Here is a 15,490-nt window from a genome sequence, read left to right as displayed (position 1 = left end):
TTCCCGGTTCCATCGCCCCCTTTCACTTGCGGCCCTCCGCCCCCAAATAGAGCGCCATGACCCCATCAAATCCAAATCTCCAGCCCGACGCCCCCATCCGCGCGCCGTCCTCCGTTCCGGTCGATGACGCGGTGCTGCCCTTCGAGGTGGCGCCGCTCGACCTACGCGGGCGGCTGACGCGACTTGGCCCGGCACTCGATGAACTGCTCGCCAAACATGATTATCCCGCGCCGGTGGCCAAGCTGCTCGGCGAGGCCATCGTGCTGACCACGCTGCTCGGCTCCTCGCTGAAATTCGACGGCCGCTTCATCCTGCAGACCCAGACCGATGGTCCGGTGTCGCTGATGATCGTCGACTTCCGCGCGCCGGATAAAATGCGCGCCTATGCGCGGTTCGATGCCGAGCGCCTTTTGCCCGGTCTCGGCACCGCGGCGCTGCTCGGCAAGGGCCATCTGGCGATGACCGTCGATCAGGGGGCGGATATGAGCCGCTATCAGGGGCTCGTCGCGCTTGACGGCGGTACGCTGGAAGATGCCGCACATGAATACTTCCTGCGCTCCGAACAGATTCCGACCAAGGTGCGCCTCGCCGTGGGCGAGGAATGGCGCAGCGGCGAGGAAGGTGGCCCGACACATCGCTGGCGCGCCGGTGGCATGCTGCTGCAGTTCCTGCCAAAGGCGCCGGAGCGCGTGCAGCGCGACCTCCATGCCGGCGATGCGCCGGAGGGCGCGGAGGTGGATGCTGTGCCGGAAGATGACGCCTGGGTCGAGGGCCAGTCGCTGATTGGCACCGTCGAGGATGTCGAGCTGATCGATCCGGATCTGTCCGGCGAGCGGCTGCTGTATCGCCTGTTCCACGAGCGCGGCGTCCGCGTCTTCGCCTCATCGCCGCTGCGCGCGGAGTGTTCCTGCTCGCGCGATGCCGTGTCCGGCATGCTCAAGAGCTTCGAGCCGCAGGACCGCGCCGACATGGTCAAGGACGACAAGGTCGTCGTGACCTGCGAGTTCTGTTCGTCGGTGTATGAGTTCACACCGCAGGAAGCGGGCGTGGAATAGGCATTCGCCCGCGTCACGCCCCGCTGTCATTCCCCGGCACACCAATTGGTGCGGCGAGGAAATTCAATCCACACTCGTCATTCCGGGGCAGGACGGACCGCGAAGCGGACCGGACTGAGCCCGGAATCTCGAAGTGTTTTGCGGTGAACAGGTCGGGATTCCGGGTTCGCCACCGCGAAGGCGCGCAGCCGCCCCGGAATGACGAACGTGGGACAAGCCCGCACCAAACATTTTTTCCTATCCATCATTGACAACATCCCCGTCAGGTTTATATTCCCCTCCGTCCTGCCCCACCGAGAGGGGCGATCGCGATCGTCACGTTCGCGGGGTGGGATGCGGTGGACGCCGGAGATGCGGCGTCACGCGGTTCATGGGGGAACGTCTGTCTTCGGGCAGGACGGATCTGCGCCAGCACTGCCACTGGCAAGGAGACGGCCGGCCTTGAGATGGAAAGAGCCCTGGACAGTGTGACGGACGACCAAATCGAAACGCGTTCGGCCAAGTGCTTTGCGGCTACCCTGTCCCTCCGCCCTGGGACATTAATTTTGGTGATGGGACCGTTCGCCATGGCAGATGTGCAAGCAACCGAAAAAACACCGCAGGCGGAACGTCGGGCACTTGCTCGGCGCCTCCGAAAGTCCTGATGCACACTCAATTGCGGAAGACCGCATCGCATCAGGCCCAAGGGTGCAACGGGCACCCGGCGTTCCGCACGCCCTCTCGCAAGAGGGTGGGAATGCAAACCACGACGGCGCCCCCGCGCCGCAAACAATGGGGGCGATGACGCATGTCTGAAGGACAGTGGCTGTTTGACAGTTGAATCTGAAATCGCGTGACGCGCGCACAAACACCGTCATGCGCGGGCAGCGCGAAGCGAGCTTCACTAGATGTCCCGCGTATCCACGTCTTGGTGACAAAGGAAGGCGTGGATGGCCGGAACAAGTCCGGCCATGACGTGGGGAGAAGCCGATGATCCCCTTCCGCTGCTCGGCTACACGGCCCCGGAGAGGGAGAAGAGCCAGCCCCTAATTCAGCACGCGCTTTCCGTCCGGTCCGTCCAGCGAAAACAGCGGCACGTCGATCTCGAACGGCTCGCCGGTATCGGTCACCATCTGATAGGTGCCTTCCATGAAGCCGGACGTTGTCGGCAGCGGCACACGCGATGTGTATTCGAAGCGTTCGCCGGGGCCGAGCACGGGCTGCTCGCCGACGACGCCTTCGCCGCGCACTTCCTGCATGCGGCCGGATGCATCGGTGATGATCCAGTGCCGGGTCTTCAACTGCACGGTCTCTTTGCCGGCATTGGTGATGACGACCGTATAGGACCAGAAGAACTGTCGCTTCTCCTGCGACGAGCTTTCAGGCATGAAATTCGGTTCGACGGTGACTTCGATCTGTCGTGTGATGGCGCGGTACATGGCGGTGTCATCGTTTAAAATGCGTCGCAAGCATAGCGAAAAACACGTTACCGGCCAAATCCAGGGAAAATCAGCGTGGAGTGCTGCGCGGAACGGCGGCAACCCATCGCGGTTTCAACATAGTTACCGCATAATCGATCCCTGATTTGGCTATGACGTGACGGATCGCCCCATGCAATTGCCTGCGTGGTGTGGGGCGGTCGATTTTCATCATGTGACGATTTCCGCTGAGCGGTGCTGAATGACCTCTGTTGCCGACCCGATTGCCGGCCATCCCCACGCAGATGCGTCCTCCCACGTGTCCGCGTCGCGCGCCTCGACGCGTGCCGATGCCGTGTCGTTTCCCGTCGCAGGCACCGAACGCGAATTGCGCCTCGATCTGTTTCGCGGGCTGGCGCTGTGGCTGATCTTCATTGATCACCTGCCGCCGAATATCCTGACCTGGCTGACGATCCGTAATTACGGTTTCAGCGACGCCACCGAGATCTTCATCTTCATCTCCGGCTATACCGCCGCTTTCGTCTATGGCCGCGCGATGCAGGAGCAGGGCACGCTGGTCGCCAGCGCGCGCATCTTCAAGCGCGTCTGGCAGATCTATGTCGCCCACGTCTTCCTGTTCACGATCTTCCTCGCGGAAATCTCCTATGTTGCGACGCGGTTCGAGAACCCGCTTTATTCCGAGGAAATGGGAATTCTCGATTTTCTCAAACAGCCTGACGTGACCATCGTTCAGGCGCTGTTGCTGAAATTTCGCCCGGTGAACATGGACGTGTTGCCGCTCTATATCGTCCTCATGCTGTTCCTGCCGCCGATCCTCTGGCTGATGCGCCGCCGCGCCGATCTCACGCTGGCGCTGTCGGTCGGTCTTTATGCGCTGACCTGGGAATTCGACCTGCATCTGACCGCCTACCCGAACGGCGTTTGGGCCTTCAATCCGTTCGCCTGGCAGTTGCTGTTCGTGTTCGGTGCCTGGTGCGCGCTGGGCGGCGCCGTCAGGATGTCGCGGATACTGTCATCCAACATCACGCTGTGGCTCTGCGTGGCCTATCTTCTGGCGGCGTTCTGGGTGACGCTGACCTGGTACATTCCGCAGATCCATCATCTGCTGCCGAAGGTCATCGAGCAGTGGATGTATCCCATCAACAAGACCGATCTCGACGTGCTGCGTTTCGCCCACTTCCTGGCGCTGGCGGCGCTCACGGTCCGTTTCCTGCCCAAGGACTGGCCGGGGCTGAAATCGGTGTGGTTGCGGCCAATGGTGCTGTGCGGCCAGCACTCCCTCGAAATCTTCTGTATCGGGGTGTTCCTGGCCTTTGCCGGCCATTTCGTGCTGGCTGAGGTCGCCGGCGGGGCTGGCATGCATGCCTTGATCAGCTTCCTCGGCATAGTTGTTATGTCAACCGCCGCCTGGGTGTTTTCGTGGTACAAGGGCGTCACTGTCAAAGGCGGATCCCGCGCCAAACGATCCGACGCGGATCTCGCAGGAGGGGAAGCATGAAGGCCGTTCTGCGGCTCACGATGCTGGCTGGCCTGCTGGTGGCGGCTCCTGTCCGGGCTGAACCGCCCGCGCATACCTGTGAGGTTCCCGCCTACCTCCTGACCTCCGAAAGCACCCTGCCCAAGGTCGAGGCTGCGGCCAAACCGGGTGGAAAGCTCGATATTCTGGTCGTTGGCAGCCGATCCTCGGTGATCGGGGTCTCAGACCACTCCGCAGCCTATCCGAACCGCCTGCAGGCCTATCTGAAGGAGAAGCTACCGGGCGTCGAGGTGAACGTGGCACTGGAGCTGCAGGTCAAGAAGACCGCCGAGGAAATGGCCCCGACCCTGGAACAGCTGGTGACGGACAAGAAGCCGAACCTGGTGATCTGGCAGACCGGAACCGTGGATGCCATGAAGCAGGCCGACGCCGACGACTTCCGGAACGCCCTGGATGAGGGCGTTGCCGCCATGCAAAAGGCCGGAACTGACGTCATTTTAATGAATCTGCAGTACAGTCCGCGCACGGAGACGATGATTTCCGGCTCCGCCTACCTAGATAATATGCGTGTGGTGGCGCAGCAGCACGACGTCCCGCTGTTCGACCGTTTCGCCATCATGCGGCACTGGAATGAGAGCGGTGATTTTGACCTGTTCAGCGCGTCGCCCGGCATGGAGCTGGCGAAGCGGGTGCATGATTGTCTTGGCCGGGCGCTTTCGACCTTTGTCGTCGATGCGGCCAAGATCAAAGCAGCGGATTTGAGGATTCAGCGTTAATGAGTTTCGTCGGCCATTTGTCTCGCTTTGCTGTCGTCGCTGCCTTTGCTGCTTCCACGACCTTCGCGCTCCCGATCTCATCGTCCGTCGCGCACGCCGAAGCGGCGCAGGCCGCCCCGGCTGACGGCAAGGGCACCGATCAGAGCATTGCGGTCAATGATCCAGCGGACTCCGCGAAGAGGGGCGTCGCTGCGAAAGCCATCGACAGGGTCAAGGAAGTCGCCAAGACCGCGACCGATATCTTGAGCCGCGTCCCCTGCCGTACACCGAAAGGCGGCATGAAGGCGATGGGCGCGCTGCCGCATGTGGCCAGCAAGCTCGTGGCCGGCAAGCCCGTGGTCATCGTTGCGTTCGGCTCGTCCTCCACCGAAGGCTACGGTTCGACAGCGCCGGAATTCACCTATCCGAACCGCCTTGCCGCGCAGCTGCATCGTGCTTACCCGTCGGCCAACATCACCGTGCTCAACCGCGGCAAGGGCGGCGAAGATGCGCCGGAAATGATGGCGCGGCTGCAGAGCGAAGTGATCAATTCGAAGCCTGATCTCGTGATCTGGCAAGTCGGCACCAATGCGGTGCTGCGCAATCTCGATCCCGGCGAAACCAGCAAGATGGTGGAAGACGGCGTCGCCCGCATTCAGGCCGCAGGCGCCGATCTGGTGCTGGTCGATCCGCAATATTCGCCGCTGGTGAATACGCGGCCGGAAGGTACCAGCAAGATGGTCTCGCTGCTGCACAAGGTCGCGGAACTACGCAAGGTCGGCATCTTCCCGCGCTTCGAAGTGATGAAGGAATGGCACGAAGGCCAGCAGATGTCGTTCGACAGCTTCGTCATTGCCGACGGCCTGCATATGAACGATTGGGGCTATGCCTGCTTCGCGCAGTTGCTGGGCGACAACATCATCAAGTCGGTCGGCCAAGTGAAGCTCGGCATCAACGAGCCGCAGATTCAGCAGGCGCAGAAGCCGCTGTAAGTTTATTGTGTTAGTTGAAACTAAAACGCCGTCATGGCCGGGCTTGTCCCGGCCATCCACGTCTTAGTTCTAGGCAAAGACGTGGATACCCGGCATTCGCCGGGCATGACGGAGTGTGATGGCGCGAACTACGCCTTCGCCAGTGCCGCTTCGAGATCCTCGATCAGATCGTCACGATGCTCGAGGCCCGCCGAGAAGCGGATGAAGCCTTCGGTGATCCCGAGTTCAAGCCGTGCTTCCAGCGGCAGACGCTGATGCGTCGTCGTCGCCGGATGCGTGACGAGGCTCTTGGCATCGCCGAGATTGTTCGAGATACGAGCCACTTTCAGCTCGTTGAGGACGCGGAAGGCTGCTGCCTTGCCGCCCTTCACCTCGAAGCCGATCAGCGTCGAACCCGCACGCATCTGCTTCTTCACCGTCGCCGCCTGCGGGTGGTCCTCGCGGCCCGGATAGATCAGCCGCGAGATCTTCGGGTGCTGCGCCAGCACGTCGGCGATCGCCGCGGCAGTCTGCGTCTGCCGCTCGACGCGGATCGCCAGCGTCTCCAGCCCCTTCACCAGCGTCCACGCATTGAACGGCGAGATCGAGGGGCCGGTCTGGCGCAGATAGTTGTGAATGTGCTCGTCGATAAAGTCCTTCGACGACAGGATGATGCCGCCGAGGCAGCGGCCCTGACCGTCGATGTGCTTGGTCGCCGAATACACGACGACATCGGCGCCGAGCGCCAGTGGGCTCTGCCAGAGCGGGGTCGCGAACACGTTATCGACGATCAGCCGCGCACCGCCGGCATGGGCGATGTCAGCGATGGCTGATATGTCGAGCACGTCAAGCGTCGGATTGGTCGGGCTTTCCAGAAACAGCGACTTGGTATTCGGGCGCATTGCCTTCTGCCACTGGTCGAGGTCGAGTCCGTCGACCAGGGTGAACTCGATGCCATAGCGCGGCAGCAGCTCTTCGATGACGTAGCGACAGGACCCGAACAGGGCTTTCGCAGCGACGACGTGATCGCCCATGCGCAGCGGCGCGAGAATGGCGGTGGTCACGGCGGCCATGCCGGTGGCCGTCGAGCGTGCAGCCTCCGCACCTTCGAGGTCGATCATGCGGCTCTCGAACATCGACGTATTCGGATTCGAAAAGCGCGAATAGATGAAACCGGGATCTTCGCCCTTGAACCGCGCCTCGCAGGCTTCTGCGGTCTCGTAGATGAAGCCCTGCGTCAGGAAGAGGGCTTCGGACGTCTCGTTGAATTGCGAGCGCAGCGCGCCGGAATGAACGAGCCGGGTTTCGGGGCGATAGGACTTCGTAGACATGTGACCTCCAACGTACCCGCGTAACACGGGCACAAAAAACCGGCCTGGACGGACGTCCTCAGGCCGGGATCGCATGCTGGAAGGACATGTGTCCCCGGCCTATTTAGCGACTTATTTTACGTGGCTGCAAGCCGGCCGGCTCAAATCACCACGGGATAACGATGTGCATATTCCCGCTTGCCCTTTTCGTCAAGGCGGGGCTGAGATAACCGGTAAAGTCGCTATTTTTCAGTGTATTCTCGCTGAAGGACGACCGAAGGACGAGACCTGTGCCGTTTACGCTTGCCCCCGATGCCGATGGAATTCTGCCCGACCGCATGATTGCGGCGATGGCCGATGCCGGCCTGATCCTGCCGGAATATCCCTTCGTCGAGAGCCAGATTCAGCCCGCCAGCCTCGATCTGCGGCTCGGCTCCATCGCCTATCGTGTGCGCGCCAGCTTCCTGCCGGGGCCGAATTCGACGGTCGCCGAGCGCATCGACGAGCTGAAGCTGCACGAGATCGATCTGTCCGATGGCGCGGTGCTCGAAACCAACTGCGTCTACATCGTGCCGCTGATCGAGAGCCTGGCGCTGCCGCCGAACATCTTTGCCGCCGCCAATCCGAAGAGCTCCACGGGGCGCCTCGACGTGTTCACGCGGGTGATTGCTGATGGCACCAGACGGTTCGATGTGATCGGTGCGGGCTATCACGGGCCGCTTTATGCCGAGATCAGCCCGAAGACATTTCCGGTATTGCTGCGCGAAGGCTCGCGCCTGTCGCAGGTCCGTTTCCGGGTCGGCGATGCGGTGCTCGACACCGAGGCGCTGGAAGAACTCCACGCGCAGGAGCCGCTGGTCGACAGCGACACTGCCGACCTCAACAATGGCCTCGCGCTGTCTGTCGATCTCTCCGGCGAGAATGCCTCGGGCTTCGTCGGCTACCGCGCCAAGCGTCATACCGGTGTGGTCGATATCGATCGCCGCGGTGGCTACAGCGTCAATGAATTCTGGGAGCCGATCTCGGCGCGCAAGGACGGCACGCTGATCCTCGATCCCGGCGAGTTCTACATTCTCGCCTCCAAGGAGGCGGTGCAGGTGCCGCCGGACTATGCCGCCGAAATGGTGCCGTTCGATCCGCTGGTCGGCGAATTCCGTGTCCACTATGCCGGCTTCTTCGATCCCGGCTTCGGTCATGACGGCGCTGGCGGCAAAGGCTCGCGCGCCGTGCTGGAAGTGCGCTCGCGCGAAGTGCCGTTCATTCTCGAACATGGCCAGATCGTCGGCCGTCTCGTCTATGAGCGCATGCTGGATCGTCCGGATGCCCTCTACGGCCAGCGTATCGGCTCGAATTATCAGGGCCAGAGCCTGAAGCTGTCGAAGCACTTCAAGGTCTGATCGCTCACCGCTGGTCATCGTAGCCGAGAAAGAAAAAAGGCCCGCATCGCTGCGGGCCTAAGTTTTTTCTGGAGACGAAGTAGACGATAGATCGTCAGGCTTACTGAACGAAGCCTGCGCCGAAGTTGCCCAGATTGAAGCGATAGTTCAGGCCGGCCTTGATCGTGTGCTCGTCGTTCTTGAAACCACCAACGGCGAGGGTCGGCGTGATGAAGTTGACGTTGCCGAAGTCGTAATACTGGTACTCGACCTTGCCCGACCAGTTCTGGGTGAACAGGTATTCGAGACCGCCACCAACCGTGTAGCCATCGCGGCCACCATCGCCAGCAAAGCCGTTGGTGAAGCGGGAGTCAGCCCAGGCGTAACCACCCTTCACGTAGAGCAGTGCTGGACCCCAGGTGTAACCGACACGACCGGTGACCGAACCGAGGCCGCGATTGTCGAAGTTGCTGCTGGTGGACAGGAAGCTGTAATTGGCTTCAAGACCGAACACCCAGTTCGGGGCGAACTGGTAGTCGTAACCACCCTGCACACCGCCCATGAACGTGCCGTCGTTGCTGCCGCCGAGCAGGTTGTTGTCGTTGCCCGGGAACGCGCCGCCGATGTGACCGCCGATGTAGAAACCGGTCCAGTTGTAGATCGGAGCAGCCGGAGCATAGGCCGGAGCCTTGGTGTAAGGGCGCGCAGCCAGGTCAGCAGCGGACGCCGGAGCGGCCAAAGCGACGAGGGCCAGAGCAGCGGTAGACAGTAGAAGCTTCTTCATCAGGTGTTCCTTCTCAATCCCGACGGGGGATGACGAAAGGCAACCTAGACTATTGCGCAGTGATTGCTGTCACACGCGTGCAACAGCGCCTCAAACGAAAAAGGCAGCTTTGGCGACCACGTCGCGCTTAAGACACAGCATTGCCCAAATTGATTCAGGAACTTTTCACGATGTGCGATTTTGCGTCAATCACGTTCGGATTGAAGCGCTGGAACACGACAACTGCTGATCAGCCGCGGTAACGCAACGCTTCAACCAGCGCCGCGAATGCGGATGTCGGTTGTCGGCGGCTCGGATAATAAAGGTGATAGCCCGAGAACGGTTGGCACCAATCGTCCAGCACTTGAACAAGCCGGCCTGAGGCAATGTGCTCGCGCACGCGATCCTCCGGCAAATAGGCCAGCCCCAGTCCGTTCAACACCGCCTTGTGGCGCAGCGACATGTTGTTGAACACGATCTGGCCATCGACACGCACTTTCAAGGCGCGCCCGCGCTTCTCGAACTCCCATGCATAGAGGCCGCCCATGGTCGGCAGGCGGATATTGATGCAGTCATGCGCGGTGAGGTCTTGCGGGCGTTTTGGCAGCGGTCGTTTGGCGAAATACGACGGTGCGCCGACCACGACCATGCGAAAGTCCGGTCCGATGCGGACGGCAATCATGTCTTTCGCGACCTGTTCTCCCAGGCGAACACCGGCGTCGTAGCGTTCCGCGACGATATCGATGAGGCCGTAATCGACGACGAGTTCGGCCTTGATGTCGGGATAGCGCGGCAGCAGCTTGGTAAGCGCAGGCCAGATGATCGTTTCGGCGGAATGCTCACCTGTTGTGATGCGGATGGTGCCGGCCGGCTTCTCGCGCAGCTCCGTGACAGCCGCGAGTTCGGCGTCGATCTCTTCCAGCTTGGGGCCGATCGTCCGGATCAGGCGTTCACCAGCCTCGGTCGGTGCAACGCTGCGCGTCGTTCGGGTCAATAGTCGCAGTCCAAGCCGCTCCTCGAGACCGCGAATGGTGTGGCTGAGCGCGGATTGAGAGACGCCGAGTTTGGCGGCTGCACGCGTGAAGCTCGCCTCCTTCGCGACGGCGAAGAAAGCGAGGAGGTCGTCGATTGTCTGGCGGGCCATTCATGAATCCGGCTGATAAGTGCGTGCAGATTATATCATCTAGTCTCATGGGCGCACGATCTCCAGATGTCGCAGGTCGGCGGCAACATCCCACCAGCGCGGGAGCCGCTCATTGGCCGGATGGCACAGGAGATTTGACATGAAGACACGCAAACTCGGACGCAATGGACTGGACGTCTCGGCCATCGGTCTCGGCTGTATGGGCATGAGCTTCGGCTACGGGCCTCCGGCCGACACAACGGAAATGACCGCGCTGATCCGCGCAGCCGTCGAACGCGGTGTTACTTTCTTCGATACCGCCGAAGTCTATGGCCCGTTCACCAATGAAGAACTCGTCGGTGCAGCGCTCGCGCCGGTTCGCGATCAGGTCGTCATCGCCACCAAATTCGGCTTCAGGCTCGATCCCGTGACCGGTCAGCAGGTCGGTCTCGACAGCCGACCCGCGCATATTTGCGAGGTCGCTGAAGCATCGCTCAAGCGGTTGAAGATCGATGCCATCGATCTGTTCTACCAGCACCGCGTCGATCCTGACGTGCCGATCGAGGATGTGGCTGGTGCGGTAAAGGACCTGATCCGCGAAGGCAAGGTCAAGCATTTCGGCCTGTCCGAGCCGGGCGTGACGACAATTCGCCGTGCCCATGCCGTGCAGCCGATTACTGCGATCCAGAGCGAGTATTCGTTATGGACGCGCAGTCCCGAAAAGGAAGTGCTGCCGACGCTCGAAGAACTCGGGATTGGCTTCGTGCCCTACAGCCCGCTCGGCAAGGGCTTTCTCACGGGCGCCATGAACGAGAGCACGACGCTCGACAGCGGAGACTTCCGCAATATCCTCCCGCGCTTCACGCCCGAAGCGCGCAAGGCCAATCAGTCGCTGGTCGATCTGCTCGGCGAAATCGCCGGACGGAAGCAGGCGACGCCGGCCCAGATCGCGCTGGCGTGGCTGCTGGCCCAGAAGCCGTGGATCGTGCCGATCCCGGGCACCACGAAACTGCATCGGCTTGAGGAAAATCTCGGTGCAGCAGACGTTGAGCTGACAGCCGACGATCTGCGGGATATCGAGAGCGCTGCTGCGAAGATCACCGTTCAGGGCAACCGATATCCGGACAGGTTGGAAGCGATGACGGGGCGATAGCCCGAAAGTCACGGCTGCTTAGATCTCGCGCCGCTGCCACAGTGCCGTGAGGCCTTCGCGATAGGTCGGAAATGCGAGCTTCACGCCGAGCTCGCGTTTCAGCCGCGCATTCGAGATGCGGTTGTTGCTGGCATAGAAGCTGCGCGCCATCAGGCTCATCTCGGCGGTTGCGAAGTCCTGCTCGGGCGGCGGCGCGATTCCCATCAGCGCTGCGGCGAATGTCACGACGTCCTGCGGCGGCGCCGGCTCGTCGTCGCACAGATTCCAGATGCCGGTCTGCGGATATTCGAATGCAGCCGCGATGGCAGCCGCGATGTCATCCACATGAATGCGATTGAACACCTGGCCCGGTTTGACGATGCGATGGGCCTTGCCGGCTTTGAGATTTTCCAGCGCATTGCGGCCAGGGCCGTAGATGCCAGCGATGCGCAGAATTGTCGTGCGATCGCCGGCCAGAGCGCGCCAGCGCTCTTCGGCATCGATGCGTGCCCTGCGCCGACCCTCGCCGGAGACCGGGGCGGTTTCGTCGATCCAGGCGCCCTGATGATCGCCGTAAACCCCGACGCTGGAGAGATAGACAATGCGCTGGATGCCGCTGGCCGCGATCACAGAGCCGAAGGTCAGCAGCACGGGATCGCCATCTGCGCCGGGCGGGACCGAGACGAGCAGCGTATCGGCGCTCGCTAGGCGATCACCGATGCCGGGATCGGTGACATCCGGGTTGAAGACCAGCGTCTCGATATCCCGAGCAGCCGACTTGCCGGCCGTGCGGATGGTGCCGGCAATCCCGGTGAATTGACCGCCATGCTGGGCGATGAACCGGTTTGCGCTGTAGCCGAGCCCGAAGACGAAAAGACGCACGTTCATTCCATTTCTGCATGAATTCGGGCGCGCCGGCCCATTTCAAGGTCATCATTCGGGCTGCAGAGCGCGTCGGTCAAGTGCGCGACACCGTCATCTTTTGTGCTACTGCTCTGCTACGAGACCGGCGCGAATGCCGGCAGATTTGGGAAGGACAAGGCGATGGCCACCACGCTGGCAGCAGACGCATATGCGCCGCGCTACATCAAACTGAATGCGCGCGACAACGTCGCCATCATCGTCAATGATTTCGGCCTGCCCGCGGGCACCATGATGACCGGCGGCCTGGAGCTGCGTAACTTCGTGCCGCAGGGGCACAAGGTGGCGCTGGAAGATATCGCAAAGGATGCGCCGATCATCCGCTACGGCGAGATCATCGGCTATGCACTGGATATGATTTCGGCCGGCGAATGGGTCGAGGAGGCGCGCATCCACATGCCCGATGCGCCGGATCTCGATAGCCTTGAGATTGCCAATGCCGTTCCGCAACCCCAGCCGCCGCTGAAGGACTACACATTCGAAGGTTTTCGCAATCGCGACGGCTCCGTCGGCGTGAAGAACATTCTCGCCATCAGCACGTCAGTGCAATGCGTCGCCGGCACGCTCGAATTTGCGCTCAAGAAGATCAAGGCCGAGCTGCTGCCGCGCTATCCGAATGTCGATGACGTCGTCGCCGTCACGCATGGCTATGGCTGTGGCGTCGCCATCAATGCGCCGGATGCCTATATTCCGATCCGGACGCTGCAGAACATCGCGCGCAATCCCAATTTTGGCGGCGAGGTGATGGTGGTCGGCCTCGGCTGCGAGAAGCTCGCACCGGAGCGTTTACTGCCGAAGGAGGATCCCGGCAGCATGATGCGCCTTCAGGATGAGAGCAATCAGAGCTTTGGCGACATGGTGGATACGATCATCACCATGGCCGAGGCGCGGCTGAAAATCCTGAACCAGCGCAAACGCGAGACCTGTCCGGCTTCCGACCTCGTGATCGGTCTGCAATGCGGCGGCAGCGACGCGTTTTCCGGCGTGACCGCCAATCCGGCGCTCGGCTTCGCCAGTGATCTTCTGGTGCGCGCCGGCGCAACGGTGATGTTCTCTGAAGTCACCGAAGTGCGCGATGCCATCGAATTGTTGACGCGCCGTGCGGTCAACGAGGATGTCGGCCGCGCGCTGATACGCGAGATGGATTGGTACGATTCCTATCTGGCGCGGGGCGGCGCCGATCGCAGCGCCAATACGACGCCCGGCAACAAGAAGGGCGGCCTCGCCAATATCGTCGAAAAGTCATTGGGCTCAATCGTCAAGTCCGGCTCGAGCGCGATCAGTGGCGTCATCGGCCCGGGCGAGCGTGCGACGACGAAGGGACTGCTGTTTGCGGCAACACCGGCAAGCGATTTCGTCTGCGGCACGCTGCAGCTCGCCGCCGGCATGCAGATGCAGATCTTCACCACAGGGCGCGGCACGCCCTATGGGCTGGCACAGGCGCCGGTCATCAAGGTCTCGACGCGGACCGAACTGGCGAAGCGCTGGTCGGACCTGATCGATTTCGACGCCGGCCGCATTGCGTCAGGCGAGATGACCATCGAGGAAGCCGGCTGGGAGCTGTTCCAGCTGATCCTCGACGTCGCCAGCGGCCGCAAGCAGGTCTGGGCGGACAAGTGGGGACTGCACAACGATCTGGTACTGTTCAACCCCGCGCCGGTGACGTGAAGAATTTCAAGTGGGATAGGCGAAGTAATAAAAACTCGTCATGCCCGGCCTCGTGCCTGGCATCCACGTCTCGGCCATAAACTCAGGAAGACGTGGATCGCCGGGACATCCAGTGAAGCCCTCGCTTCGCGCTGCCCGGCCATGACGGAGCTTCGTCAGGTCTCTGGTATCACTTCAACGCTGCCGCCTTCGCGCCCGATGGCGTCACGCGCCAGATCGTATTGCCAACATCGTCAGCCACCAGCAACGCGCCCTTGCTGTCGATGCGCACGCCGACCGGGCGTCCCTGCGCTTCACCGCTGTCATTGAGGAAGCCGGTGAGCACATCCTGCGGCTTGCCCGATGGCTTGCCGTCGATGAAGGGCACGAAGATCACCTTGTAGCCGCTTTGCGGGCGCCGATTCCACGAGCCGTGCTGGCCGATGAAAGCGCCGTTCTTCATGTTGGCAGGGAAGAGATCGCCGGTGTTGAAGGTCAGGCCGAGCGACGCGGTATGCGCACCGAGCGCGTAATCGGGCGCGATGGCTTTGGCAACCATGTCGGGACGTGGCGGTTGCACGCGGACATCGACGTGTTGGCCGTAATAGCTGTAGGGCCAGCCATAGAAGCCGCCATCCTTCACCGAGGTCATATAGTCCGGCACAAGGTCGCTGCCGATCTCGTCACGCTCGTTGACGGTCACCCACAGCGCGCCGCTTTGCGGCTGCCACGACGGGCCGTTGGGATTGCGCAGACCGGATGCGAAGATGCGCGAGGCGCCGGTCACGCGGTCGATCTCAAGCACCGCGGCGCGGTCTTTCTCGGCCTCCATGCCGTTCTCACCGACATTGCTGTTGGAGCCGACGGTTGCATAGAGTTTCGTGCCGTCGGGACTCGCCGTGAGATCCTTGGTCCAGTGATGATTGATCGGGCCGCCGGGCAGGTCAACCACCTTCACGGCAGGCGTCGTGATCCTGGTATCATTGGTCCTGTAGGGAAACTTCACCACGGCATCGGCATTGGCGACAAAGAATTCGTCGCCCACCAGCACCATGCCGAAGGGTGAGTTGAGCCCTTCGAGAAACGCTGTCTTCGTCTCGGCAACGCCGTCGCCGTCCGCGTCGCGCAGCAGCGAAATACGATTTGCCGTCGGTGTGCCCGCGCCAGCATGGCCCATCACCAGTTTCATGACCCAGCCCTTGATGCCCTGGCCATCTTCCGGTTTCGGCGGCGCATTGCTTTCTGCCACCAGCACGTCGCCATTGGGCAGCACATAGACCGTGCGTGGGTGATCGAGCCCGCGCGCAAAAGCGTTGACCGTCATGCCGTCCGCAGCCTTCGGCTTGGCCCCCTCTGACCAGCCGACAGCCTTGGAGACATTGACAGTCGGGATCAGCGACTTGTGGGGCTCGACAAGTTTCGGCGACGGTCCGAAATCCTCGCCGGATGCGATGGTGGATTGTTCGTTGCATCCGACCAGTGGCAGCGCCAGGGCGACGAGACAGGCGGAAAGCAGGAATTTCTGGCGCATGGAATGTCCTT

The 15,490-nt window shown here is 61.9% G+C and carries 13 protein-coding genes and 1 riboswitch; of the genes, 7 read left to right on the top strand and 6 right to left on the bottom strand.

The window, feature by feature from the left end:
• Positions 1-56 precede the first annotated feature (56 nt).
• Positions 57-1,055 carry an Hsp33 family molecular chaperone gene (locus LPB73_RS23695; protein ID WP_089266767.1) on the top strand — a complete coding sequence of 333 codons (999 nt, stop codon included), beginning with the start codon at positions 57-59 and terminating at the stop codon, positions 1,053-1,055.
• Between the two features lie 1,025 nt (positions 1,056-2,080).
• Here the strand turns inward: LPB73_RS23695 and apaG are convergent.
• Positions 2,081-2,473 (bottom strand): Co2+/Mg2+ efflux protein ApaG, encoded by a 393-nt coding sequence (apaG, locus tag LPB73_RS23690; protein ID WP_089266768.1) that lies wholly within the window; start codon positions 2,471-2,473, stop codon positions 2,081-2,083.
• Between the two features lie 241 nt (positions 2,474-2,714).
• Here apaG and LPB73_RS23685 point away from each other — a divergent pair, with 241 nt between their 5' ends.
• The 3 genes from LPB73_RS23685 to LPB73_RS23675 are packed head-to-tail and all read left to right on the top strand — an operon-like array spanning position 2,715 to position 5,697.
• Positions 2,715-3,971, top strand: a complete 1,257-nt coding sequence (locus LPB73_RS23685; protein ID WP_184512953.1) for an OpgC domain-containing protein — start codon at positions 2,715-2,717, stop codon at positions 3,969-3,971.
• On the top strand, positions 3,968-4,726 hold the full coding sequence (locus LPB73_RS23680; protein WP_175365881.1) for an SGNH/GDSL hydrolase family protein: 759 nt from the start codon (positions 3,968-3,970) through the stop codon (positions 4,724-4,726). Before LPB73_RS23685 ends, LPB73_RS23680 begins: the two co-directional genes overlap by 4 nt.
• A complete protein-coding gene (locus LPB73_RS23675) occupies positions 4,726-5,697 on the top strand; it encodes an SGNH/GDSL hydrolase family protein (RefSeq protein ID WP_231078403.1) in 972 nt (323 codons plus the stop codon). The genes LPB73_RS23680 and LPB73_RS23675 overlap by 1 nt, the downstream gene beginning before the upstream one ends.
• A gap of 128 nt (positions 5,698-5,825) precedes the next feature.
• Here the strand turns inward: LPB73_RS23675 and LPB73_RS23670 are convergent, their stop codons facing one another.
• Positions 5,826-7,007, bottom strand: coding sequence for an O-succinylhomoserine sulfhydrylase (locus LPB73_RS23670; RefSeq protein ID WP_120287922.1), 1,182 nt, complete (start codon positions 7,005-7,007; stop codon positions 5,826-5,828).
• An 82-nt stretch (positions 7,008-7,089) separates the two neighbouring features.
• A riboswitch (SAM riboswitch) is annotated at positions 7,090-7,169 on the bottom strand.
• Positions 7,170-7,276: 107 nt separating this feature from the next.
• On the opposite strand from LPB73_RS23670, the gene LPB73_RS23665 reads away from it, so the two are divergent.
• Complete coding sequence (locus LPB73_RS23665) at positions 7,277-8,383, top strand: 2'-deoxycytidine 5'-triphosphate deaminase (protein ID WP_068737579.1); 1,107 nt, start codon at positions 7,277-7,279, stop codon at positions 8,381-8,383.
• 100 nt (positions 8,384-8,483) lie between these two features.
• On the opposite strand, the gene LPB73_RS23660 is transcribed toward LPB73_RS23665, so the two are convergent.
• Together LPB73_RS23660 and LPB73_RS23655 are read right to left on the bottom strand one after the other, a co-directional pair.
• The gene (locus tag LPB73_RS23660) at positions 8,484-9,146 is read right to left on the bottom strand and encodes an outer membrane protein (RefSeq protein WP_093758063.1); all 663 of its coding nucleotides are present in this window, start codon (positions 9,144-9,146) and stop codon (positions 8,484-8,486) included.
• A 229-nt stretch (positions 9,147-9,375) separates the two neighbouring features.
• Complete coding sequence (locus LPB73_RS23655) at positions 9,376-10,269, bottom strand: LysR family transcriptional regulator (RefSeq protein ID WP_231078402.1); 894 nt, start codon at positions 10,267-10,269, stop codon at positions 9,376-9,378.
• 139 nt (positions 10,270-10,408) lie between these two features.
• On the opposite strand from LPB73_RS23655, the gene LPB73_RS23650 reads away from it, so the two are divergent.
• Complete coding sequence (locus LPB73_RS23650; protein WP_231078401.1) at positions 10,409-11,401, top strand: aldo/keto reductase; 993 nt, start codon at positions 10,409-10,411, stop codon at positions 11,399-11,401.
• A gap of 18 nt (positions 11,402-11,419) precedes the next feature.
• Here LPB73_RS23650 and LPB73_RS23645 read toward each other — a convergent pair whose 3' ends face one another.
• The gene (locus LPB73_RS23645) at positions 11,420-12,262 is read right to left on the bottom strand and encodes an NAD-dependent epimerase/dehydratase family protein (RefSeq protein WP_231081237.1); all 843 of its coding nucleotides are present in this window, start codon (positions 12,260-12,262) and stop codon (positions 11,420-11,422) included.
• 162 nt (positions 12,263-12,424) lie between these two features.
• Between LPB73_RS23645 and garD the strand changes: the two genes are divergently transcribed.
• A complete protein-coding gene (gene garD, locus LPB73_RS23640) occupies positions 12,425-13,969 on the top strand; it encodes a galactarate dehydratase (RefSeq protein WP_231078400.1) in 1,545 nt (514 codons plus the stop codon).
• A 169-nt stretch (positions 13,970-14,138) separates the two neighbouring features.
• Here garD and LPB73_RS23635 read toward each other — a convergent pair whose 3' ends face one another.
• Positions 14,139-15,479: a PQQ-dependent sugar dehydrogenase gene (locus LPB73_RS23635; protein WP_231078399.1), complete on the bottom strand. Its 1,341-nt coding sequence runs from the start codon at positions 15,477-15,479 to the stop codon at positions 14,139-14,141.
• Between the last annotated feature and the right edge of the window lie 11 nt (positions 15,480-15,490).

Source organism: Tardiphaga sp. 37S4, from assembly GCF_021044645.1.
Taxonomy (GTDB): Bacteria; Pseudomonadota; Alphaproteobacteria; order Rhizobiales; family Xanthobacteraceae; genus Tardiphaga; species Tardiphaga robiniae.
Note: the sequence above shows the minus strand (reverse complement) of the source record. Positions and strands in the feature narration are given on the sequence as shown.

Excerpts from the sequence above, each read along its gene's own strand:
- LPB73_RS23695 (WP_089266767.1), top strand. The coding sequence starts at position 57 with ATGACCCCATCAAATCCAAATCTCCAGCCCGACGCCCCCATCCGCGCG.
- apaG (WP_089266768.1), bottom strand. The coding sequence starts at position 2,473 with ATGTACCGCGCCATCACACGACAGATCGAAGTCACCGTCGAACCGAAT.
- LPB73_RS23685 (WP_184512953.1), top strand. The coding sequence starts at position 2,715 with ATGACCTCTGTTGCCGACCCGATTGCCGGCCATCCCCACGCAGATGCG.
- LPB73_RS23680 (WP_175365881.1), top strand. The coding sequence starts at position 3,968 with ATGAAGGCCGTTCTGCGGCTCACGATGCTGGCTGGCCTGCTGGTGGCG.
- LPB73_RS23675 (WP_231078403.1), top strand. The coding sequence starts at position 4,726 with ATGAGTTTCGTCGGCCATTTGTCTCGCTTTGCTGTCGTCGCTGCCTTT.
- LPB73_RS23670 (WP_120287922.1), bottom strand. The coding sequence starts at position 7,007 with ATGTCTACGAAGTCCTATCGCCCCGAAACCCGGCTCGTTCATTCCGGC.
- LPB73_RS23660 (WP_093758063.1), bottom strand. The coding sequence starts at position 9,146 with ATGAAGAAGCTTCTACTGTCTACCGCTGCTCTGGCCCTCGTCGCTTTG.
- LPB73_RS23655 (WP_231078402.1), bottom strand. The coding sequence starts at position 10,269 with ATGGCCCGCCAGACAATCGACGACCTCCTCGCTTTCTTCGCCGTCGCG.
- LPB73_RS23650 (WP_231078401.1), top strand. The coding sequence starts at position 10,409 with ATGAAGACACGCAAACTCGGACGCAATGGACTGGACGTCTCGGCCATC.
- garD (WP_231078400.1), top strand. The coding sequence starts at position 12,425 with ATGGCCACCACGCTGGCAGCAGACGCATATGCGCCGCGCTACATCAAA.
- LPB73_RS23635 (WP_231078399.1), bottom strand. The coding sequence starts at position 15,479 with ATGCGCCAGAAATTCCTGCTTTCCGCCTGTCTCGTCGCCCTGGCGCTG.